We start from the raw sequence: 21,404 nt of genomic DNA, 5'->3' as shown, positions 1-21,404 counted from the left end.
GGGCAGGCCGTCGCTCAGGCGTCCCGCTCCCCCCGCCCGGTCGTCCCGCTGTCACCCTCGGACACGAGAGCGCCGAGATCGCCCGTTACCCGGCCGCCGATGATCGGGGTGCAGGAGCGGGGAAGGTCCTGGACGAATGCGAAGCCGCTGTCGCGGAGACGCTCGAGGAATGACGGCAGCAACGCGCGTGCGGCCCCGGGGATGTCGTGGAGGACGACGCAGGCGTGGTCTGTCTGCTCGCAGGCAGCCAGTGCCCTCTCCACCCATCCATCCGGGTCGATCCAGTCCCGTGGCAGCACGTTCCACAGGGCCAGGGTGTAGCGCTCACGGCGGAGGAGGTCGACCGATTCACGGTTGAGCAGGCGCCGATCGATCACCCCTCCTTCGCCCCCGCCGACAGGCCGGAAGAGCGGCGGCTCGCCGGTCAGCCCGTGCAAGAGGTCTCCGGTTCGGCGGATCTCATCGACCGCGTCCTGCGCGGACATGTCGCCGAGTGGGCGCGAATGCGACCACGTGTGGTTGCCGATCAGGTGGCCGTCGCCGTGCGCGCTGCGGACGTGCTTCTCGGTGCGGCCGGTGATGCGCGAGCCGACCACGAAGAAGATCGCTCGCACATCAGCGCGTCGGAGCGCATTCAGGACATCGGGTGTCACCTCGTCGTCGGGGCCGTTGTCGAACGTCAGGACGACACGGCGGAGGGTGTCGCTCACGGCCCCGGTGCGAGGGCGTTCTCCGCCATCCTCGCCACCTCGTCGGGGATGCGCGCGAAGAGCCCTCCAGCGCTGAGCTCGCCGCTCGCGCGCCAGACTTCGCGCGTCCTGTCCCGGACGGCGCGGCGGGGAGAGAGCGCGACGCCGTCCAGCCCCACGCCTTCGATATCCCATCGATCCTCGGGCAGGTCCCGCCATTCCACCCTGAGGTGGATCGCGGAGTGCTCCGCCAGATGGCGGAGCGCGCGCGCCGGCAGGCTCTCCCCTTCGTCCACGGCCGCGGCGAACTCCGCATCGTCGAATCCCACGGGCTTCGCGCGACCCTCGCGGATCTCTTCCGCCAGCCGCGCGTACCCCCGTGCGCGATAGCTCATGTCGGCGATGACCCGGGATCGCCGCCCGCCGTCGCCGACCTCGAAGAGCTGCACGTCGCTCAGACGGGCGATGGATCGCAAGAAGACCGCGGTTCCGCGATAGGCCCACAGCAGGTCCTCCGCGGGCCGGCCACCACCGGCTTCGATGCTCATGGCCGTGCGGGTTGGATACGCGTGCGATCGAACCCGAGCCGCTCGATGATGGGGAAGTCGGAGAACCGGAAGAGGTCGAACGACGTCTCCGCCTGCAGTTGCCAGGGGATCCACGACGGTACGACGAAGAGGTCCCCCGGCTCGAGGTCGTAGGGCGTCCCCTCGAGGACGACACGGCCGGTGCCCTCGAACACCTGCCACACGGACGACCCGACGTCCTGCTGCACGGGCGTCTGCACTCCGGGTCGCAGCCGGTGCATCTCCGCGCGGATGGTCGGCATCACGTCGCCGCCGGTCGTGGGATTGACGTAGCGCAGCGCGGCATGCCCGTAGTTCAGGGTGGCGGGGTATCCCTCGTCCTCCAGGCGCAGCTGCTCGGCCAGCGCGCGGTCGGTGTACTCCCAGCGGTATGCCGCGATCGGGCTGCTGACGGTGTCGCTCAATCCGCTCAGGGGCCGCAGTCCCGGGTACGCCCACAGCCGCTCCGAACGGGAGAGGGCGGGATTGGCTTCATCCGTGACCCGCTCGGTGCCGTACTCGAAGAACCCGACATCGATGTAGTCGGAGAAGGGCACGTCGAGACCGTCGATCCACGCCATCGGTTGCGCGGTGTCGTTGTGGTGTCCGTGAAAATTCCAGCCGGGCGTCAACAGGAAGTCGCCGCGGCGCATCGCGACCGGGTCGCCGTTGACCACCGTCCACACGCCCTCGCCTTCGACGACGAAGCGGAACGCGTTCTGGGAGTGGCGGTGTTCGGGGGCCGTTTCATGTCCGCCCAGGTACTGGATCGCCGCCCAGAGCGTGGGGGTGGCGTAGGGCGCGCCGCCCAGCCCGGGGTTGGCGAGGGCGATCGCCCGGCGCTCGCCGCCGCGGCCCACGGGGACGAGGTCACCCGAGCGCGCTGCCAGAGGATAGAGGGTGCCCCACCGCCAGACCTGGGCGACCGCACGCGACTGCGGGTGAAAGCTGAGGACGTCGGACGTCTGCGTCCAGAGCGGGCTGAGATTGTTCGACTCGAAGTCGCGGTAGAGCTCACGCAGTTCGGGAGTGTCGCCGAGCACGGCGTTCTGGAGTTGCTCGTTCTTCGTGTCGGTCATCAGGAACCTCCTCGTCCCCCGGAACGCTACGGCGACCCGGCCCCGATACGGGCGCGTCGTCCCACGGAGAGGGAAATCGCACCGCGCGCGCGGCGTCAGGTGCCCGAGAGCCGGAGGAGGAGTTCGTCGAGCAGCAGCGCCTCCCCGGCCGACAGCCCGGATGCGTCGCCGCTCAGGGCTGCCCGGAGGGTGATCGCCAGCTGCGCGGTGTCGCAGTCGCCGATCGGCTCCGGCGCTGTGATCGCCGAGAACACCGCATCACGGGTGCGGACGGACAACGGCGCCAACGGGTCGACCACTCCGTCCTCGATGAGCTGAAGGGTGACCCCCACCCCCGCGGCATGGATCATCCGCGCTGCCTCCTCCGGCTCGACGATCAGCAGCCCCGCCCTGGCAGCCGCACCGACGAGCCCCCGGAGGATCTCATCCGCTTCCGCTCGGACGTCGCCCAGCCGGATGGAGGGCGCCATGCCGTACATCAGCCGATACTGATCCGGGTACGCGAGCCCGAAGCCGACGTGGAGCTCCCACCCGTGGGCGAGGTCGGCGAGGGGGTCATCCGTACGCTCGAGGCCCCGCTTCTGGGTGAAGTAGCGCTCGAACCCGTCCCGGACCACGTCATCCAGGAGGCCCCGCATGTCGCCGAAGAGGCGGTAGATGGTCGGCGGCTGGACGTTGGCCGCCGCGCTCACCGAACGAGTCGTGACCGCGTCCAGGCCGCCCTCCACGAGGAGGCGAGCGGCAGCCGCGATGACGTTCTGACGGTGCTCTGAGGCTTTCGGCATGAATCAATGGTAACGCTTTTTTATTATCAGTGGTTGCGTTATCGCCGGTATCGGCTTATCGTTACCAGCGTTACCTCGCGAATCGGATGAGGGCATCGACAGAGGGAGAGATTATGAATGACCAGCGCACCGCGATCGTCACGGGCGGCTCGCGCGGCATCGGGCGAGCGATCTCCGAGCGCCTGGCCGCTGACGGCCTGGCCGTCGCCGTGGTCTATGCCGGCAATGAGGCAGAAGCACAGGCGACGGTGGACTCCATCGTCGCCTCGGGCGGACGCGCGAGGAGCATCCGCGCCGATGTCGCCGATGAGAACGCGATTCAGCGTGCGTTCGACGAGGTCGAGGAGGCGTGGGGCGGCGTCGATGTCGTCGTGAACTCCGCGGGCCTGATGATTCTCAAGCAGGTTGTCGATTTCGACCTCGCCGACTTGGACCGGATGCACCGCACCAATATCCGCGGAACCTTCGTGGTGAGCCAGCAGGCAGCCCGCCGGGTTCGCGCCGGCGGCGCCATCATCAACCTGTCCACCTCGGTGAGGCTCCTGGCGTTGCCCACGTACGCGGCCTATGCCGCCTCCAAGGCGGCGGTCGACGCGATCAGCCTCGTGCTGGCGAAGGAGTTGCGTGGCCGGGACATCACCGTCAATGCCGTGGCACCCGGTCCGACCGCGACGGCGCTGTTCCTGGAAGGCAAGGACGAGGAGACCATCGAGCGTATGTCGAAGATGAACCCGATGGAGCGGCTCGGTCGCCCGGAAGACATCGCCGAGGTGGTCTCACTCATCGCCGGCAAGGGTCGCTGGATCAACGGCCAGACGGTGTACGTCAACGGCGGGATGGTCTGAGATGGCCGTCATCCTCATCACCGGCGCCGGGAGCGGGATCGGGCATCTCGCGGCGGAATCCCTCGCCCGAGCCGGACACACGGTATACGCGGGGGTGCGGGATCCGCAGGGGCGCAACGCGGAGAAGGCCGAGGAACTGCGTCAGTTCGGCCAGGAGCACTCCGCTGATCTGCATCCGGTGGACCTGGACGTCCTCGACGACGAGTCGGCGCAGGAGGCCGTCGACGCGATCGTCCGCGACCAGGGCCGACTCGACGTCATGATCCACAATGCGGCCCATCTGTATTTCGGGGTCACCGAGGCGTTCACCCCTGAGCAAGTCCTCGCGGCGTTCGATACGAACGCCGTGGGCGCACTCCGGGTCAACCGGGCGGTGCTCCCCCAGATGCGCGCGCAGGGGCAGGGTCTGCTGTTGTGGGTCGGGTCGGGCACGTCGCGGGTCGTGCCGCCCTTCCTTGCTCCGTACACGGCGGCGAAGGCGGCGATGGATTCGTTCGCCGAATCCATCGCCGTCGAGGTGGCGCGCTACGGCATCGAGACGTCCATCCTGATGCCCGGCCCGTTCACGGTGGGGACGGATCATTTTCCGCATGCCTCCCACCCGGAGGACACCGCGATCACGGACGCCTACGACCTCGTCGCCGACGCGGTCAGCGCGAACGGCGCCGTCACGGAATCCCTGTTCGCACCGGGCGTCGTCCAGGACGTTCAGGCCGTCGCGGACGAGATCGTGCGGATCGTTTCCCTGCCGCACGGCTCACGGCCGTACCGCTCGTCGGTGGACTTCTCCGACTTCGGAGATGTCCCGGTGACGGCCGTCGCCACGGCCCAGCGGGAGCGCCTGCTGCGCCGGATGGGACTGGCCGACGTTCTGCATCCTCGGAGCACCGCTCGGCAGTAGGAGACGGGGTGCGCGGGGCGGAACGTCCCGCGCACCCCTCGCCTTCTCCTCAGCGAGATGCTCCGTATGCGGAACATCGACTAGCATAGGGTGTCGCTGATGAAAGGGGAACACGTGTCCTATGGCGGTGGCAGGGGGTCAGGCGTCCTCGTGGGTGGGGTCTCGCTGGATCGCATCGGCGGGTATCTCATCCGCCGCAGTCAGGCGGTCCACAATCAGCTGTGGGCGGAAGAAGTCGACCCCGAGCTGACGAGCCCTCAGTACGCGGTGCTGTCCGTCCTCGCGGTGTGGCCGCAGATCGATCAGAAGAACCTCAGCGAACTGGCATCACTGGACAAGTCATCGGCCGCCGACGTGATTGCGCGCCTGGAACGCCGCCGGTGGATCCTCAGACAGCGTGACCCGGCCGACGCGCGACGCAACCTGCTGCAGCTGTCCCCGGCGGCCGCGATCGCATTCGATCACCTCACCCCTGCCGCCCAACGGGTGCAGGACCGGCTCGTGGAGCCGCTCGCAGAGGACGAACGAGGCGGATTCATCGAGAACCTGCGCATCGTCGCGCGGCTGGATGCGGTCCAGGGGCTCGCCGAGAACCCCGATTCGTCGCTCGTTCTGCGCCTGGACGTTCCGGGACACCTGATCCGTCGCGCCCAACAATGGCACACGGCGATCTGGGCCGAAGTGTTCGACCGAGAGTTGACCGGCCCGCAGTACGCCGTGCTGTTCGTCCTGGCTCAGAATCCCGGCATCAGCCAAAGGGAGCTCGGGGAGCAGGCGGCGCTGGACAAGTCCACTGCCGCCGATCTCGTCGACCGGCTGGCCCAGCGCGGATGGGTGACGCGCACGCGGGATGCCAGAGACGGCCGCCGCCGGCTGCTCGGGCTTTCCGACACGGCCGAGTCCATCGTCAGCGACCTGCTTCCGCGTGTTGCCGACGTGCAGCAGCGCCTGTTGGACCCCCTGCCCCACTCGGAACACTCCGAGTTCCTCCGGCAGCTCGCGATCATCGCGTACCGCCGCTAGGTGTACTGACCCGGCGTCGCTCGCGGAACAGGCCGCAGGTGCGCCGCCCGCCTCGTGAGACGGGCGGCGCACGCGGTCAGGCGCTCACCAAGACCAGCCGCGCGACTCCGGCGTCTCCCACAGCCCATCCGACTCGAGATGCGCGAAGACCTCCCCCAGTAGGGCGACCTCCGACGGCTGCCAGAGCATCGTGGCGAACATGAACACGCGCAGGCCGGTGTACTCGTGGATCTCGCGGATCTGGTCGGCGACCTCCCGGGGGTCGCCGACCAGCACGCGACTGCCCGCCGCGATGCCGATTCGCCGCGCCGCCGCGTCGAGTTCGGTCTCGAAGTTCTGCTGGTACGTCTGACTACCGGTCAGGAACGTGCGCGCCCACCCCCGCGCCGCATCCATGTCGAGCGAATCGCGCAACCACTCGTACTTGGCGCGCGCCCCTTCCGACGTGGTGTCCAGCACGACGCCGATCGCGCCGGCGCCGCTCACTTCGCCCGGGCCGCGCCCAGCGGCGGCCGCCCGCTCATCCAATTGCGCCACGGTCGCCTTTGTGCGATCGAGATCGTCGACGACCGAGAAGAAGGCGTAGTCGGCGTGCGAGGCGACGAACTTCTGCCCCGCCTCGGACACCCCCGCGTTGAAGATCACGGGCGACTCCTGCACCGGATAGGGGCCCCGTGGGATCCCCTTCAAGTGGTAGTAGGTGCCGTCGAAATCGATCGGCTCACCCCCGGCCGCCCACAGCGCACGGACCGCGGCGAGGGTCTCCTCCACGACCGCATACCGCTCATCGTGCTCGCCCGCGTCGATGCCGAACAGGCTCGCCTCGGAGCCCTTGGCGCCGGGCACGATGTTCCAGCCCCAGCGCCCACCGCTGATGACATCCAGGTTCGCGCCGAGGCGTGCGAGCACGACCGGCGAGAGGTAGCGGGCGTGCATGGTCGTGACGACGCCGATCCGCTCCGTGGCCGTCATGACGATGGGCGCCCAGACCGGGGCTGAGATGCACGGTTCGCCGTGGCCGACCCGTGCATTGCCCTGCCCGTGGTGGGTGTACCCGTCGGCGAAGAAGACGAAATCGAGGCCCGCCTGCTCCGCGGTCTTGGCGAGCTCGATGTGGGCGCCCACGTCCAGGATGTCGGGGTTGGCTTCCGCGACGGCTCTCGAAGTCACCCCCGGGGAGGGGGAGTTCGGCCACATCATGCCGAATCGCAGCTTGTCGTCGATACGTCGGGGCTTCGGCTCCCGCCGGCCCCTCGCCAGTTCGCGGGTCATTTCTTCTCCTCGTTCATTGTCGGATTCACCAGATCTGCTGCAGCACGCGCAGCGTGTTCCCGCCGAGCACCTTCACGATGTCCTCGTCCGTATACCCCCGGACGATGAGCATCGACGTGAGGTTCCGCATCGCCTCGGTCGGGTTCTCCACCCCCTGGACGTAGTCGACCCGGGCTGTCGTGGGGTTCTCGACCCCGATGCGGCTGAGGGGATCGTCGCCGGGTGACGGATGCGGCTGAGTGCGGGGGAAGACGTCGGGCATCACCTCGTGGAAGGCGGTGTGATCGGCATAGATCGTGTCGGGTCCGAACGTCACGTGATCGATCCCCATGAGGTCGACGCAGTAGTCGAAGTGATCCATGACCGATTCGATGTCCTGACCGGGACGGCGAGGCGACACGGTCGACGTCGGCGCTGCTTCGATGCCGATCAGACCCCCGCGCGCGGCGACGGCGGTCAGCACCTCGTCCGGCTTCATCCGCTCCGACGGCCACACCCCACGGGCTCCCGCATGAGTGATCACGACCGGCGTGGCTGACAGATCCACGGCCTCCAGGCTCGTCCGGTCGCCGGCATGGGAGATGTCCACCATGATGCCGAGCTTGTTCATCCGTTCGAGGGCACGCCGTCCGAAGCGGGTGAGGCCCCCGTCGTGGGGCTCCTTCAACCCGCTTCCGAGGGTGTTCGCATCGTTGTAGACGAGTCCCATCTGCCGTATCCCGAAGCCGTACAGCATGTCGAGGCGATCCAGCTCGTTCTCGATCGGGGTCGCCGATTCGAGACCGAGCACCATCGCCACGCGCCCGGTGGCGCGTGCGGAGAGGATGTCGTCCACGCTGAGGGCGAGGGCGACATAGTCCTGCTTGGCGAGGTCGGCCAGCCGGAGCCCGATGTCGATGACGGTGTCGGACCACTTCCAGCCGTGCGCGCTCGTGATGCACCCGGTGGGGCCGGCGAGGTTGTCGAAGACGACATCCATGCCCGACAACCGCAGACCCTCATAGGCGGTCTCGACGCGGCCGCTGCGGATGTACTCGGGGATCTCCTCGGTCGCCGCGGGGAAGGCGGTGACATGGTCGTGCAGGCTGATCACGATGTTCTCGTCGAACAGGCGCGACAGGCGCTGTTGCTGCTCGTCCTCCAGCGGCACGACGTACTCCTCGACGCGGTTGCGCTGGGAGACGAGGTCGTGCTGGCGGAAGTCGGCGCCCGGTGTGAGGTAACCCCACGACCGGTAACCCGAGTATCGGGGGGGAACGCGGGACGGAAGGCCCTGGCTCATGAACGGTGATCCTTATCGTGTGAGCGCCGAGCGATACAGCTCGACGAGGTTGGACGGGGTGAAGGCTCGGGTGCGGTCCTCGAGCTCGCCGAGCATGCGGTCGAGCAGCTCCAAGGTCGGGGTGGCGGAGCCCGCCTCGCGCCCGGCCGCCGCGAGATCAGCGAGTTCGGAATGGGCCTCGGTGCGGCGGCGGCGAATGGCGATGTCCCGAAACGGTCCGACGCGTTTCTTGGCGATGCCGTGCTGCCAGTGGATGAGCCGGTCCAGCTCCTGCGTGGCGGCGTCGTCGTCTTCGACGAGACGCGCCGGCGCGAAGTAGCCCAGATCCTCCAGCACCACCCCCCGGCGGTGGGCTATCGCGACGACTTCACCGGCCAACCGGCGCATGAGGGGGCGGTGGTCGTCGATCAGGCGGTCGGTGTCGTCATCGGCGAGCGCGGTCGCGGTGTACATCGCGGCGAGCGCCCGCTTCGACCAGATCGCCCCCTGGACGTTGGTCGAGATCGCCACCAGGCCGGGCGCGTCCGCGTGGAAGGACCTCAATCGGTCGCTGATCGTGCCGTCCAGTTCGCCGACGACCAGCTCGCTGACCCCTCCGGGGCGCACGATGCCGGGACCGACGACATCCGCGGCGATGTTGACGAACGCCCCGACGACGCGATCGGCGCCCAGTACGTCGATCAGCACAGCCTCGTTGTCGCCGTTCTGACACGACACGACGAAGCCGTCCTCGTGAAGGTGCTCGCGAACGGTGGCCGACGCCGTCACGGTGTCCTGCGTCTTCACACACAGCAGCACACGACGGAATGTCCCGTGCACCTCGTCGGGGGCCAGGACGGCTGCGGGCCGGATCCCGGTGCGGAGGTGGGCGACGTCCCCCTCCTCCGCGAAGACGATGCCGCGCTCTGCGAGGCTCGCGCGGTGCAGGTCATCCCGCTCCGCGAGGGTCACCGAGTGACCCTCGCGGATGAGATGCGCGGCGACGGTGCATCCGATCGCCCCCGCCCCGACGACGAGATACCCGTCGTCGGAACGCGGATGCACCGTCGCCGCGCCGATCAGTTCTGCTTCCACGTGTCAACCAGCAGCAGGCCGTTGGTCGCGTCCAGAGCCAGGCCCTGCACCGTCGTCGCGTGCGACATCGGCAGTGCGAGTTCGTGGATGGGGATGACCAGAGCCGTCTCGAGCAGTCGCGCAGTGGCCTGCTCGACGATGGCCAGTCGCGCGTCCGGCACGACCTCGGCGGCCTGGGCGAGGAGCAGCTCATTCACTTCGGGGTCCGCATCCGAGGTCTGCGAGCGCAGAACCGCCGGATCGGCGCGGGTCTGCCCCGACATCCGGACGTCGAAGTCCCACGCGATCTGGCGTTCCTGACCGGTTGCCGTCGGCACCGGTTCGAGGATGAAGTCGATCCCGATCTCGGCGTACTGCTGGCGCATGAGCTCCAGCAGCGGGACGTAGGCGAGGTAGATGGGCGTGTAGTACATGACGCTCACTTCGGCGCGCTGACCGTCGCGCACTCGGATGCCGTCGGCGCCGACGTCCCAGCCGGCGTCATCGAGCAGCTCGTTGGCGCGGTCCAGGTCATACTCGAGCAGGTCGCTGTGGTCGCTGTACCCGGGCGTCGTGGATGACAGCGCGTCGGTGGCCGGGAGATCCTGGTCGGTCAGCGTGGTGGTGACCGCCTCCTCACGGTCGAACCCGATCTGCATGGCCTCGCGGATGGCGGGGTCGTCCAGGGGGGCGCGGTCGGGGTTGATGAAGAGGCTGTTCGGGAAGCCGGGGTTCGGTCGGGATACGACGGGGAGTCCCGCCGCTTCGACCTGCTGCACGTCCTGCGGCTGCAGTTCGTTCGCCACATCCAGCTGTGCGGATACGAGGCTGCCCGCTCGCACGCTCGTGTCGGGGATCATCTGGAAGTCGACCCCGTCCAGATACGGCCCACCGCCGTCCAAGGCGTCGGGCGCCCACGCGTACTCGTCCTCGCGCTGGGTGAGCGTCACGCCCTGCGCGGTGCGGAAGTCCTCGAGGACGAACGGACCGCTTCCCACCAACTCGCCCTGGCAGCGCTCATCGGGGGTCAGCTGCGTCGTGGCGTCCGAGACGATTGCCAGCGACGGCGTCGACGCCGCCTGCAGGAATTGCGCGTTGGCGGCCTCGAAGGTCACCTCGACAGTCGTGTCGTCCACGGCCTCCGACCCCACGTAGCCCCGCAGGTAGGGTCCGGCGATGATCGCACGAGCGCCCATCGCGATGATCGACTCGAAATTGGCGACGACGGTGTCGGCCGTCAAGGAGGTGCCGTCGGAGAACGTCACATCGTCACGGAGGGAGAACGTGTAGGTGGTGCCGTCTTCGGAGATCTCCCACGACTCCGCGAGCCAGGGCTGGAATTCCAGCGAATCCGGGTCCTGGAAGACGAGGGAGTCGGTGAACTGGCGCGTGATCGACAGGACGGCGCGCTGCTGCACCTGCTGTGGATCGATGCACCCGCCGTCCGGCGGTGTCCCGATGACCAGCTTGCCGCCGGCGACGGCCTCCTGTGGCGGCGGGGTACTGGTGGCCGAGGGCGCGGCGCACCCGGCGAGCACGAAAGCCGCCGCGGCGGCCACGGCCACGGCCCGCGTGGCCCGTTTCGGATTCTGAGCGTTCATTGTGCTGCTTTCTCGAAGGTGGAATCGGTGCTATCGGGAGGGAGGTGAGGGAGCCCGGCGACGCGGCGACCGGGGATGGCGCCCAAGAGCTCCTGCGTGTAGGGATGCTGCGGGGCGGCGAACAGCCTTTCCGCGGGGCCGGACTCGACCATGCGTCCCTGCCTCATCACGCCCACGACGTGCGCGACCTGCCTGACGACGGCGAGGTCGTGGGAGATGAAGAGGTAGCTGACGCCCAGTTCGGCTTGAAGGCGCTGCAGGAGGGAGAGGATCTGAGCCTGTATCGACACGTCCAGGGCCGAGACGGCCTCGTCGCAGATCACGAGGTCCGGGCGCAGCGCGAGCGCGCGGGCGATGGCGACCCGCTGCCGCTGACCGCCCGAGAGCGCGTGCGGAAGCCGTCCGGCCAGGTCAGCGCTGAGGCCGACCTGGTCCAGGAGCTCGCGCACGCGGCCTTGCCGCTCCGCCCGCGAGCCCACCCGGAACCCGGCCATCGGCTCGGCGATGGAACGACCGACGGTGTAACGCGGATCCAGCGACCCGAACGGGCTCTGGTACACCATCTGCACCGAACGGAGGCGGTCGCGGCCGTGCGCGACGGCGCCGCCGGAGTTCCGCGGGTACAGCAGCGCTTCTCCGCGCGTCGGCGTCTCGAGCCCCATCACCAGGCGCGCCACGGTGGACTTGCCCGAGCCCGACTCGCCGACGATGGCGTACGTCTCCCCCCGACGGATGTCGAAGCCGACGTCGTCCACCGCGACCAGCGTCGACGAGCCCGCCCCCGCACTCGGGAGGCGGAACTCCTTCCGCAGTCCCTTGGCCGACAGCACCAGCGCGGCGTCCTCGGGGAGGGGCTGCGGCAGACGCGGGCTCGTGAGCCCGGGGGCCGCCGCGACCAGCCTGCGGGTGTACTCGGCGCGAGGAGCAGCGAGAACCTGGCCCACAGGGCCGCTCTCGACGATGCGGCCCTCCGACATCACGATCACCCGATCGGCCCGGTCGGCAGCCACCGCGAGGTCGTGGGTGATGATGAGGATCGTGGTGTCGTTCTCCTTCCGGATCTCATCGATGTGGTCGAGGATGCGTTTCTGAACGGTCACATCCAGCGCGCTCGTCGGCTCGTCGGCGATGATGAGCGGCGGCCGGCAGGCGAAGGCGATCGCTATCAGCACCCGTTGGCGCATCCCGCCGGACAGCTGATGCGGATACTGACGGGCGCGCGCGGCGGGCTCGCTCAATCCGGAGTGCTCGAGGAGCTCGACTGCGCGCTGGTGGGCCTGGGCGCGCGTCACCCCGCCATGCGCGAGCAGCGCCTCCGCGACCTGATCGCCGATCCGGCGCACCGGGTTCAGCGACATCATCGGGTCCTGGGGTACCAAGCCGATCGACCTTCCGCGCAGTGCTCGCATCCGGGTTTCCCCCGCGCGGACGAGATCCTCGCCCAGGAAGTTCACCTGGCCGGACTCGACCCGGCCGCCCCGCGGGAGGAGCTGGATGAGGGACTGTGCCACGGTGCTCTTCCCCGAACCCGACTCGCCGACGAGGGCCACGACTTCGCCTCGGGCGATGTCGAAATCGACTCCGTGCACGACCGTGCGGTGGGCGTGCCCACTCCCGTAGCCGATGTGCAGATCACGGACGCTCAGCAGGGGCTCAGTCATCGTTGCTCCGGTCGATAGCGTGTCCCAGGCGGTTCATGGCCAGGACGACGATGGCGATCACGAGGCCGGGCATCGCCGACATCCACCACGCCGTTGCGAGGAATCCCCGGCCGGCCGCGACGAGCGATCCCCACTCCGGCGCGGGGGGCGGCGTACCGAACCCGAGGAAGCTCAGCGTCGAGATCGACAGCAGGGCGTGCCCGAACTCCAGCGTGCTGAGGGCGATCACCGTTCCCCACGAGTTGGGGAGGACGTGCCGGAACAGCACACCGGAGCGGCGGATGCCCGCGGAACGGGCGGCTTCGATGAACGCGGCATCGCGCACGCGGAGCACTTCGGACCGCATGAGGCGGGCGAATGCCGCCGTGGCGACGAGCCCGACCGCGATCGCCACGTTGACCGTGCCGAAACCGAGGGCGGACACCAGCGCCAGCGCGAGCAGGATCGAGGGGATCGCGAGCACCACCTCGACGATGCGCATCAGGACGGCGTCCACCCATCCGCCCAGGAAGCCGCTGAGGAGGCCGATGAGCGAACCCAGGACGACCGCCAGGGCGACCGCGATCGCGGCGCTTCCCAGAGAGGCGGCGGCGCCGTAGACGACGCGCGAGTACAGGTCGCGCCCGATCTGGTCCGTTCCCAGCGGATGCGCCCAGCTCGGCGGGAGGAGCCGGTCGGTGGGCACCGCCAACTCCGGCCCGACCTGGGTGAAAAGGCCCGGGAGCACGGCGGCGAGGAGTGCCAGGAGCACCACGATCGCCGGCAGGATGATCCCCCATTTGAGGCGGAACCTCAGCCGGCGGACACCGGCCGCCGGCGTGCGGGGCGGTGTGAACTCCGCCTCGATGGCGTCCACACCCAGTCCGGTGAGAGTCATCGCGCGACCTTTCGCGTCAGACGGACCCGAGGGTCGATGAGAGGGTAGGCAAGGTCGACCGCGAGGTTGACGACGACGAAGATGCTCGCGCCGGTGACCACCAGGCCGAGGATGAGGGGCAGGTCCTGCAGATCGACCGCTTCCACGGTCACCCTGCCGATCCCGCTTCGGGAGAAGACGGTCTCCACGGCCACGGACCCGGCGATGAGGTTGCCGGTGAGGAGCCCCAGCATCGTGAGGACCGGGAGCAGAGCGTTGCGCAGCGCGTGACGGAAGTGCACCCCCGTGCGCCCGACGCCTTTGGCCCGGGCCGTGGCGATGTACGGCTCCTGGAGCGCGGCATCCATGCTCTTGAGGAGGATCTGCCCCACGACCGCACTGGTGGGGAGGGCCAGGGTCACCGCCGGGAGGATCAGCGAGGTGAAGCCCGCGTTGCCCCCGGCCGGCAGCATCCGCAACTGGAACGAGAAGAAGAAGATCAGCAGGAGCCCGACCCAGAAGGTCGGCAGGGCGATTCCGACGGAGGGCACGGACGTGAGGATGCTCCGCAGCCAGCGCACGCGCGTGTACGAGGCCAGCAGGGCCACTCCCGCGCCGACCAGCGCCCCCAGGACCAGGGCGAACGTCGCCAGTGCGAGGGTGTGCGGCAGGGCGTCGCCGATCACCTCGACGACGGGTGTTCCCGTGCGCACCGAGGTGCCGAGGTTGCCCACCACCAGCCGCGCCAGGGCCGTCACGTACTGCACGAGCACGGGCTGATCGAGGCCGTACTCGGCCTGGAGAGCCGCGATGTCCTCGGGGCTCAGGTCGGCCCCTTCGCCACCGCCCCCGATCCGGGCGAGCACGGCATCCCCCGGCATCCAGTAGAGGACGAAGAACGCGACGGTGAAGGCAGCCCACACCACGAAGACGGCTTGCAGCAGCCGGCTGACGACATAGCGCGCCATGGTCAGCTCCGGCGGATGAAGTCGCGGATCTCCTCCGCGACCTCCACCGGGTACTCCCGGTGGGGCCAGTGCCCGGCGCGGTTGATCATGTGAAGCCGGAGGGTGTCGACGTGTGGACGCATCACGTCCCACAGATCGAGCGCATCGGCGGAGGTGGTCGTGGGGTCCCCGACGCCCCAGATGATGATCGTCGGCTTGCGGTGGCCACCGCCGATGATCCATTTCAGGACATCGGTCTTGAGGATCTCGAACTCGGCGAACATCTCGTCGTTGACCCGGCGGAACGCCTCCTTGGCCTCTTTCGATTTCGGCAGCGCCGCGATCTCCGCCCGGTTGGCCATCCACTCGTCGGTGAGGTGCTCGGTCGTGACCGACATGATCTTGAGGTCCTCCATGACGTTGCCGGTCATGAGTTCCTTGTAGACGCGGTACGTCGCCGTCCCCGGTACCTGCTCGGCCGGGTAGCGCACCGAGATCGACGCACTGTTGATGATGACCAGGCGCGTGCAGAGACCGGGAGATTCCTTCGCGATGCGTGACGCGACGAACGCGCCGCGGGACTGTCCGCCGATGGTCGCCCCGGAGATGCCGAGCGTCTCGATGAACCGCGTTGCGTGGCGTACGACCGCCGACATGCGGTACTCGTCGTCGGTGCGGGGGTTGTCGGTGAGTCCCTGCCCCAACCGGTCGACCACGACGAGCCGATGCCCGGCTCCCACCAGCACGTCGAAGATCTCGTCGCGCCAGGTGTCAGCCCCGCCGGCACCGAATTCGCCACCGTGGAAGAGGACGATCGGGTCGCCGTCCCCCTCGTCCTTGTAGCGCGTGTTGATGCCATCGATGTCGATGTACTTCCATTCAGGCATTCGCCTTCTCCTCCTCGATCGCTGCGCCGACGGTGTCGGACGTGTCTGTGATGGGCAGCGAGTACCGCCCCGCTCCCCCGCCGCCGTCCACCGACAGCAGCGCCCCGGTGATGTACTCGGCGCGGTCCGAGCACAGGAAGTCGATGGCCTCGACGACGTCTGTGGCCAGCGCCGTCCTGCCCCAGGGGATCGACCGCTCGATCGCCGCGGCGTACTCGGGGGTGACCCACTCGCCCAGGCCCTCGCGGTATCCGTGATTCACGAAACCGGGCGAGACGAGGTTGACGTTGATGTGGTGGGGTCCGAGTTCCATGCTCAGGACGCGGGCGAGCTGCTCGAGCCCGGCTTTCGAGGCGCAGTAGTGGGCGGCGCCCATCCGGGCCGACCGCGCGGAAAGGCTGGTGACGCAGCAGATCTTTCCCCCGCCGCCCTGGGCGATCATCTGTCGGGCCGCCGCGCGGGTGACCAGGAACGTACCGGTGAGGTTCGGCTCCGTCACGCGTCGCCATTCTGCGAGCTCCATCTCGACCACAGGGGTCCCCCCGGCGATGCCGACGTTGCTGACGACCACGTCGATCCGCCCGGTCACCTCGAGCGCCTGGGCGAAGGCCTCCGACACGCTCTCTTCCGACGCGACGTTCATGGCTACCGGGACGACGTGACCGCCCTGCTCGCGGATGCGGTCCGCCGAGGCCGCCAAGCGATCGCGCGCGATGTCGCACATGACGACGGTCTGGCCGGTCGCGGCGAAGTGTTGCGCGACGGCGAATCCGATGCCGTCGGCTGCTCCGGTCACGAGAACCGTTCGGGATGCGCCGGTCTGATCATTCACGACAGAGGACTCCTAGTACGTATACGGACTATTCGGGTAAGGATCCGCCTAAGCGGCCGGCAGTGCCAGGGACACGTCTTCGTCGAGCGCCGGCTCCCCGGCTGGTGCTCTGAAGGGGAGACTAGCCTGCCGGTGTTGCACCAATATTACGTATACGTCTCATTTTGTCCACCCCACGTTTGTGGCGTCGTCCCTAACGCATATGCCGCAGAGAGCCAGCACGAGGTGCCGCCGTGCTTCGAAGAGAGCCATATAAGCGGTGCACACGGATGATCTGAACCAGGAGCCGGGACCGCACCGCAGGGACTCGGCTCCTTCCTCAGCGATCACTTCGACGCTTGCGTTCGACGGACGGGAGCACCTACAGTTCTCCGTATACGTACTAATGGAGGTCGATAGATGCGCGATACCGATGTCGTCGTCGTCGGGGGTGGGATCGGCGGGATGGGGACCGCCCTTGCGCTCGCCCGTGCCGGCCTGAGCGTGCGGGTCCTCGAACGCGCCCCCGAATTCCGCGAGGTGGGGGCCGGCCTCCAGGTGGGTCCCAACGCCGTTCGCGCCCTGGACCGATTGGGAGTGCTCGATGAGATCACCGACCTCGCCGTCTTCCCCCAGGTCGGTCGGATCTCCGACGCGCTCACCGGCGACGAGCTCACACGGATCGATTTCCAGGAGCCGATGGTGGCTCGGTTCGGTTATCCCTATCTCGTACTCCACCGCAACGACGTGCTGACCGTTCTCCTCAATGCGTGCATGCAGCACGAGCGGATCGAGCTGCTCACCGGCAAGGAAGTCGTAGCCGTCGAGACATCGGAGACGTCGGCGCACGTCGCCTGCTCCGACGGTCAGGTGTACCGGGCGAAGCTCCTCGTGGGTGCCGACGGCCTTCGATCCGTCGTGCGGACCCTCATCCGTGTCGATGAGCCGGTCTTCAGCGGGTACGTCGCGTATCGCGGCACCGTTCCGGTCTCCGAGCTGCCCTACGAGGATCGGGTCGACGACGTCCTCCTGTGGGTGGGCCCAGACCTCCACCTCATGCAGTACCCCGTCCGACGCGGTGAGCTCTACAACCAGGTCGCGGTCTTCCGCAGCCACCGTCATGCCGATGGTCGGGACGACTGGGGAAGCCCCGAGGAACTGCTGGAGCGATTCTCGGGGACCTGCGCCGCGGTCCGGCGCGCCCTTCCGATCGTGGCTCAGGCCCGGGCGTACCCCAACTTCGACAAGGACCCGATCGACAGCTTCGTCGGAGAGCGCGTCGTCCTGATCGGCGACGCCGCGCATCCGATGCTGCAATACCTCGGGCAGGGCGCCTGCCAGGCGCTGGAGGATGGACTGGAGCTCGCCGCACAGCTGGGCGGCTCGGCGGACGATCCTCGCGACGCCCTCGCCCGCTACGACGCGGTGCGGGTTCCCCGCGCGACGCGGTGCCAGCGTGTGGCGCGGCCGTGGGGCCGCTCGTGGCACACCGACGACCCCATGGCGATCGCCCTGCGCAATCGCTTCTTCCAGACGCGCCGATCCGACGACTACACCGACGTCGCTTGGCTCTACGAGGACCCGTCGCCGGCGGGCCTGAAGGGATGACGAAATGAAGCTTGTCAGTTTCCGCGACCGGGACGGCTCTCGCCGCGTGGGCCGCGTGGACGGTGACTCGATCATCGCGCTCGACGTCCAGGCGACGCCCGGCATGAGCCCGATGCGAAGCCTGCTGCTCGCCCATGGCGGCGACCTGCGCGCCGTCCCGGACGGCGGGGAGCGGCTGGCGCTCGCGGACGTGGAGATCGAGGCGATCGTTCCCGATCCCTCGAAGATCGTCGCAGCGCCCGTGAACTACTTCGATCACAAGGCGGAGATGCAGGAGGACGCCCATATCGACGCGCTGGGGGTCTTCCTCAAGTCCCCCGCGTCGACTCTGGCCTCGGGTGGCATCGTGCGGCTCCCGTACACCGACCGCCGCTTCGACCAGGAGGGCGAGCTCGCCTTCGTCATCGGCGCGCCCGCCCGGCATGTCCAGCGCGCCGACGCGCTGCGGTATGTGGCGGGCTTCACGATCCTCCTCGACATGACGATGAGGGGCGGGGAAGACCGGTCGGTACGGAAGTCGTTCGACACCTTCACCCCGGTCGGTCCCTTCCTGGTGACCCCCGACGAGGCGGGGCCGTGGGACCGGATGCGCCTGCGGACATGGGTGAACGACGAGATCCGGCAGGATGCGGATCTGGCCGACCTCATCTGGGGGGTGGAAGCGGTGCTGGCCTACGCCTCCTCGGTCATGACGCTCCAGCCGGGCGACATCGTGGCGACGGGCACGCCGGCCGGAGTCGGGCAGGTGCGTTCCGGTGATGTCATCCGTGTGACCGTCTCCGGCCTCGGCGACCTCTCCGCCGTCGTGTCCGACGACGGCGCGGTCCCCTGCCCGACCCGGGGCGCCCAGCGGGGGCCCAAGCCTCCCGAGACCGTGACTCCCGTGCGCTCCCGCTAGCACGGTCGCCTGGCGCAGGCGGAGCAAAGGGTGAGCGGTGCAGCCGATGCTGCACCGCTCACCCTTTGCGTCTCGGCAGTCCGCCCTCGTCAGAGGAAGACCGTCACCGACTTCGACTGCGAGTAGCTCAAGAGCTCCTCGATGCTCTCCTCCCGACCCACGCCGGAGTTCTTCCAGCCCCCGTAGGGGAGCCCGAGGAAGTGGGGTCCGGCGCCGTTGATCCAGACGAATCCCGTCTCCAGCTCTCGGGCCGTCCGCAGAGCCGTCGTCACATCGTTCGTGAAGACGCTGCCGGTGAGCCCGTACTCGACGCTGTTCGCGATGCGGACCGCCTCGACGGGGTCGGTCCAGCGGATCACCGACACCACGGGGCCGAAGATCTCCTCCGTAGCGACCCTCGAGGCGGGGTCGACATCGAGGAACGTCGGTTCGATGAAGAGCCCGTGCGAGGCGGCCGACGGACGCCCTCCCCCGGTGAGAACCCGCGCACCGTCGTCCACGGCGCCGTCGATGTAGCCGAGCACCCGGTCGTACTGACGCTGGTTCACGATCGTGCCCTGCACGCTCGCGGGGTCGAGGGGCGACACGTACTGCCGGTCGCCCAGGCGTTCACGGACGCCTTCGATCACCGCATCCGCGATGTCATCGTGGACGAGCAGCCGCGACGTCGAGCCGCAGGACTGCCCCGACCACGTGAAGTTCATCCCCCGGATGGCCGCGTCGGCCACGGCGTTCGGGTCGGCGTCGGAGAAGGCGATGAGCGCGTTCTTGCCCCCGAGTTCGAGAGTGATGTGCTTGACCGCCACCTCGGCTGCAGCACGCTGGATCGACCGTCCCACTTTCTCGCTCCCGGTGAAGCCGATCCGGCGCACCTGAGGGTGTCGCACGAGGGCGTCGCCCGCGTCCGGGCCGTCCCCGACGACGATGTTGACGACCCCCGGCGGAAAGATCTCTGCGGCGAGGTCGGCCATCACCAGCGCGGACAGCGGAGTGGCTTCGGCCGGCTTGAGCACGACGGCATTGCCCGCCACCAGCGGGGCCGCCAGCTTGGACGCGGCGAACATGAACGGGTGATTGAAGGGGATGATCTTCCCCACGACCCCGTAGGGCTGCAGCTCGGTGAAGTGCAGGTTCGCACTGGCCGGCACCGTCTGTCCCTTCGACTCCATGGCGAGCCCGGCATAGAAGCGAAGGCTGTCGAGGGCGAGCTGAACGTCCTGGAGCATGATCCCGATGGGCGCTCCGCCGTCGATGGCGTCCAGGACCCCGAAATCGTGCGCGCGCTCTTCGATCGCATCCGCGAAATCCTCGACGTAGCGGGCCCGGCGGGGCGCCGGGATCCGCCCCCACGCGGGGGCGGCGGCCAGCGCGGCGTCGATCGCCCGGTTGACGTCGTCCCGCGAGGCGTCGGGCACCTCGGCGATGAGCCCGCCGGAGTACGGGCTGGTGACCTCGAAGGTCTTGCCCGAACCGGCCGCCACTCGTTCGCCGCCGACAAGAAGCCGCCAGTCCCGGCTCAGGAGACGCTGGGCGCGGGCCTCGTTCTGCTCACGCGTGTTCTCGGTGTGATCGGTCATCTGTGCATCCACTCGGTCGGGCCATCGAATAAGCACGGGCGGGCCCGTCTCGGACGGACGCTCATTCCTCGAGCTCCGCCGCACGCGAGACGTCCACGTCGCCGCGCAGGAAGCCGTACTCGACGGCCGGTCCCATCCAGATCTCGAAGTCGTCCGGCGACATCTCGGAACTGATGGTGGGAAGGGTGAAGGTCTCGGCATCCGCCTCCGGGAAGTTCAAAGCGGTCACCACCGTCTGGCGAAGCGAGTCCGGGTTCTCCGCGAGGTACTCGTCCACCATGAGCATGGCCTCTCGCCACGCTTGCGCCTCGCGGGGATGCTCGTCGAGCCAGGTCCGCTTGGCGGTCCAGCAGGCGAAGGTGGGGTCATCGCCGATCGCCGCGATCGGGTCCGCCTCCAGCACCGGAAGCCCGGCGCTCTTCATCTGGCTGTTGAACGGCTCCGCAGCCAGAGCGGCGTCGACCTGGCCCGACTCCAGGGCCGCGCGATGCTCCGCGAAGCCGAGTGCGACGAACTCGATGCGCGACGGGTCCGCGCCATCCTCGGCCGCCCAGGCCTCCACGACGAGCTGGGCGATATTGCCGAGCGTGTTCACGGCTACCGTGCGCCCCTCCAGATCGGCGCCGCTGCGGATCTCGTCCGCCGCATCCGGGGCGAGGAGCACGCTCTGCGTATCCGTCCCCTTGAAGATGCCGTTCAGGCAGGTGAGGTCGAGCCCCTGCTCCAGCCCCTGGAGCAGGGACAGCAGGTTGACGTTTCCGATCTGCATCGAGCCGGACTCCAGAGCAGGAACGAGCGCGGAGCCGCCGGCGAGCGTCTCCACCGTCACGTCCAGGCCCACCTCATCGAAGAATCCCTGTTCAAGGGCCACGTAGGGGGCTGTGATGTCGGCGGCCGGGGCTGCGCCCACGACGATGGGCGCGAGCGCGGACTCCCCGTCGCCGCCGCTGGGCGCCGGCTCGGATGCAGCGCATGCGGTTATGGCGACGAGTACGGGGACGGCGAGTGCGGCGGACGTCCAACGCCCGCGAGACGAGATGTTCATACGGCCTACTCCTCTTCG

General features: G+C 68.7%; 20 protein-coding genes. 5 read left to right on the top strand and 15 right to left on the bottom strand.

The window, feature by feature from the left end:
- Nucleotides 1-14: 14 nt before the first annotated feature.
- The 4 genes from AC2DGY_RS13460 to AC2DGY_RS13445 all read right to left on the bottom strand — a co-directional run bounded on the left by AC2DGY_RS13460 (nt 15) and on the right by AC2DGY_RS13445 (nt 3,119).
- Nucleotides 15-710 (bottom strand): polysaccharide deacetylase family protein, encoded by a 696-nt coding sequence (locus tag AC2DGY_RS13460; protein WP_484510262.1) that lies wholly within the window; start codon nt 708-710, stop codon nt 15-17.
- Nucleotides 707-1,237: a maleylpyruvate isomerase N-terminal domain-containing protein gene (locus AC2DGY_RS13455; protein WP_484510261.1), complete on the bottom strand. Its 531-nt coding sequence runs from the start codon at nt 1,235-1,237 to the stop codon at nt 707-709. The genes AC2DGY_RS13460 and AC2DGY_RS13455 overlap by 4 nt, the downstream gene beginning before the upstream one ends.
- Nucleotides 1,234-2,334 carry a cupin domain-containing protein gene (locus AC2DGY_RS13450; protein WP_484510260.1) on the bottom strand — a complete coding sequence of 367 codons (1,101 nt, stop codon included), beginning with the start codon at nt 2,332-2,334 and terminating at the stop codon, nt 1,234-1,236. Before AC2DGY_RS13450 ends, AC2DGY_RS13455 begins: the two co-directional genes overlap by 4 nt.
- Before the next feature lie 95 nt (nt 2,335-2,429).
- On the bottom strand, nt 2,430-3,119 hold the full coding sequence (locus AC2DGY_RS13445; protein WP_484510259.1) for a TetR/AcrR family transcriptional regulator: 690 nt from the start codon (nt 3,117-3,119) through the stop codon (nt 2,430-2,432).
- Nucleotides 3,120-3,232: 113 nt separating this feature from the next.
- On the opposite strand from AC2DGY_RS13445, the gene AC2DGY_RS13440 reads away from it, so the two are divergent.
- The 3 genes from AC2DGY_RS13440 to AC2DGY_RS13430 all read left to right on the top strand — a co-directional run bounded on the left by AC2DGY_RS13440 (nt 3,233) and on the right by AC2DGY_RS13430 (nt 5,888).
- Nucleotides 3,233-3,964 carry an SDR family oxidoreductase gene (locus tag AC2DGY_RS13440; protein WP_484510258.1) on the top strand — a complete coding sequence of 244 codons (732 nt, stop codon included), beginning with the start codon at nt 3,233-3,235 and terminating at the stop codon, nt 3,962-3,964.
- 1 nt (nt 3,965) lies between these two features.
- Nucleotides 3,966-4,865 carry an SDR family oxidoreductase gene (locus AC2DGY_RS13435; protein ID WP_484510257.1) on the top strand — a complete coding sequence of 300 codons (900 nt, stop codon included), beginning with the start codon at nt 3,966-3,968 and terminating at the stop codon, nt 4,863-4,865.
- Nucleotides 4,866-4,964: 99 nt separating this feature from the next.
- A complete protein-coding gene (locus AC2DGY_RS13430; protein WP_484510256.1) occupies nt 4,965-5,888 on the top strand; it encodes a MarR family winged helix-turn-helix transcriptional regulator in 924 nt (307 codons plus the stop codon).
- A gap of 84 nt (nt 5,889-5,972) precedes the next feature.
- Here the strand turns inward: AC2DGY_RS13430 and AC2DGY_RS13425 are convergent, their stop codons facing one another.
- Genes AC2DGY_RS13425 through AC2DGY_RS13385 form a run of 9 tightly spaced genes read right to left on the bottom strand, consistent with a single transcriptional unit; the run spans nt 5,973 to nt 16,279 of the window.
- Nucleotides 5,973-7,160: an LLM class flavin-dependent oxidoreductase gene (locus tag AC2DGY_RS13425; RefSeq protein ID WP_484510255.1), complete on the bottom strand. Its 1,188-nt coding sequence runs from the start codon at nt 7,158-7,160 to the stop codon at nt 5,973-5,975.
- A 25-nt stretch (nt 7,161-7,185) separates the two neighbouring features.
- Nucleotides 7,186-8,442 (bottom strand): dipeptidase, encoded by a 1,257-nt coding sequence (locus AC2DGY_RS13420; protein ID WP_484510254.1) that lies wholly within the window; start codon nt 8,440-8,442, stop codon nt 7,186-7,188.
- A gap of 12 nt (nt 8,443-8,454) precedes the next feature.
- Nucleotides 8,455-9,516: a ketopantoate reductase family protein gene (locus AC2DGY_RS13415; protein WP_484510253.1), complete on the bottom strand. Its 1,062-nt coding sequence runs from the start codon at nt 9,514-9,516 to the stop codon at nt 8,455-8,457.
- Nucleotides 9,501-11,096, bottom strand: a complete 1,596-nt coding sequence (locus AC2DGY_RS13410; protein ID WP_484510252.1) for an ABC transporter substrate-binding protein — start codon at nt 11,094-11,096, stop codon at nt 9,501-9,503. The genes AC2DGY_RS13415 and AC2DGY_RS13410 overlap by 16 nt, the downstream gene beginning before the upstream one ends.
- Nucleotides 11,093-12,757 (bottom strand): dipeptide ABC transporter ATP-binding protein, encoded by a 1,665-nt coding sequence (locus tag AC2DGY_RS13405; RefSeq protein ID WP_484510251.1) that lies wholly within the window; start codon nt 12,755-12,757, stop codon nt 11,093-11,095. Before AC2DGY_RS13405 ends, AC2DGY_RS13410 begins: the two co-directional genes overlap by 4 nt.
- The gene (locus AC2DGY_RS13400) at nt 12,750-13,634 is read right to left on the bottom strand and encodes an ABC transporter permease (RefSeq protein WP_484510250.1); all 885 of its coding nucleotides are present in this window, start codon (nt 13,632-13,634) and stop codon (nt 12,750-12,752) included. Before AC2DGY_RS13400 ends, AC2DGY_RS13405 begins: the two co-directional genes overlap by 8 nt.
- Nucleotides 13,631-14,581, bottom strand: coding sequence for an ABC transporter permease (locus tag AC2DGY_RS13395; protein ID WP_484510249.1), 951 nt, complete (start codon nt 14,579-14,581; stop codon nt 13,631-13,633). The genes AC2DGY_RS13400 and AC2DGY_RS13395 overlap by 4 nt, the downstream gene beginning before the upstream one ends.
- 2 nt (nt 14,582-14,583) lie before the next feature.
- Nucleotides 14,584-15,447 carry an alpha/beta fold hydrolase gene (locus tag AC2DGY_RS13390; RefSeq protein WP_484510248.1) on the bottom strand — a complete coding sequence of 288 codons (864 nt, stop codon included), beginning with the start codon at nt 15,445-15,447 and terminating at the stop codon, nt 14,584-14,586.
- Nucleotides 15,440-16,279 (bottom strand): SDR family NAD(P)-dependent oxidoreductase, encoded by an 840-nt coding sequence (locus AC2DGY_RS13385; RefSeq protein WP_484510247.1) that lies wholly within the window; start codon nt 16,277-16,279, stop codon nt 15,440-15,442. Before AC2DGY_RS13385 ends, AC2DGY_RS13390 begins: the two co-directional genes overlap by 8 nt.
- Nucleotides 16,280-16,678: 399 nt before the next feature.
- Here AC2DGY_RS13385 and AC2DGY_RS13380 point away from each other — a divergent pair, with 399 nt between their 5' ends.
- Together AC2DGY_RS13380 and AC2DGY_RS13375 are read left to right on the top strand one after the other, a co-directional pair.
- The gene (locus AC2DGY_RS13380; RefSeq protein WP_484510246.1) at nt 16,679-17,866 is read left to right on the top strand and encodes an FAD-dependent oxidoreductase; all 1,188 of its coding nucleotides are present in this window, start codon (nt 16,679-16,681) and stop codon (nt 17,864-17,866) included.
- A gap of 4 nt (nt 17,867-17,870) precedes the next feature.
- Nucleotides 17,871-18,764, top strand: coding sequence for a fumarylacetoacetate hydrolase family protein (locus AC2DGY_RS13375; RefSeq protein ID WP_484510245.1), 894 nt, complete (start codon nt 17,871-17,873; stop codon nt 18,762-18,764).
- An 89-nt stretch (nt 18,765-18,853) separates the two neighbouring features.
- Here AC2DGY_RS13375 and AC2DGY_RS13370 read toward each other — a convergent pair whose 3' ends face one another.
- Both AC2DGY_RS13370 and AC2DGY_RS13365 read right to left on the bottom strand, forming a co-directional pair.
- Entirely contained in the window at nt 18,854-20,341 is a 1,488-nt protein-coding gene (locus AC2DGY_RS13370) for an aldehyde dehydrogenase family protein (protein WP_484510244.1), read from the bottom strand.
- 61 nt (nt 20,342-20,402) lie between these two features.
- On the bottom strand, nt 20,403-21,386 hold the full coding sequence (locus tag AC2DGY_RS13365; RefSeq protein ID WP_484510243.1) for an ABC transporter substrate-binding protein: 984 nt from the start codon (nt 21,384-21,386) through the stop codon (nt 20,403-20,405).
- Between the last annotated feature and the right edge of the window lie 18 nt (nt 21,387-21,404).

Source organism: Microbacterium sp. Z6_144 (assembly GCF_057197625.1).
The sequence above is the reverse complement of the archived record's forward strand: the minus strand, read 5'-3'. Positions and strand labels throughout refer to the sequence as shown.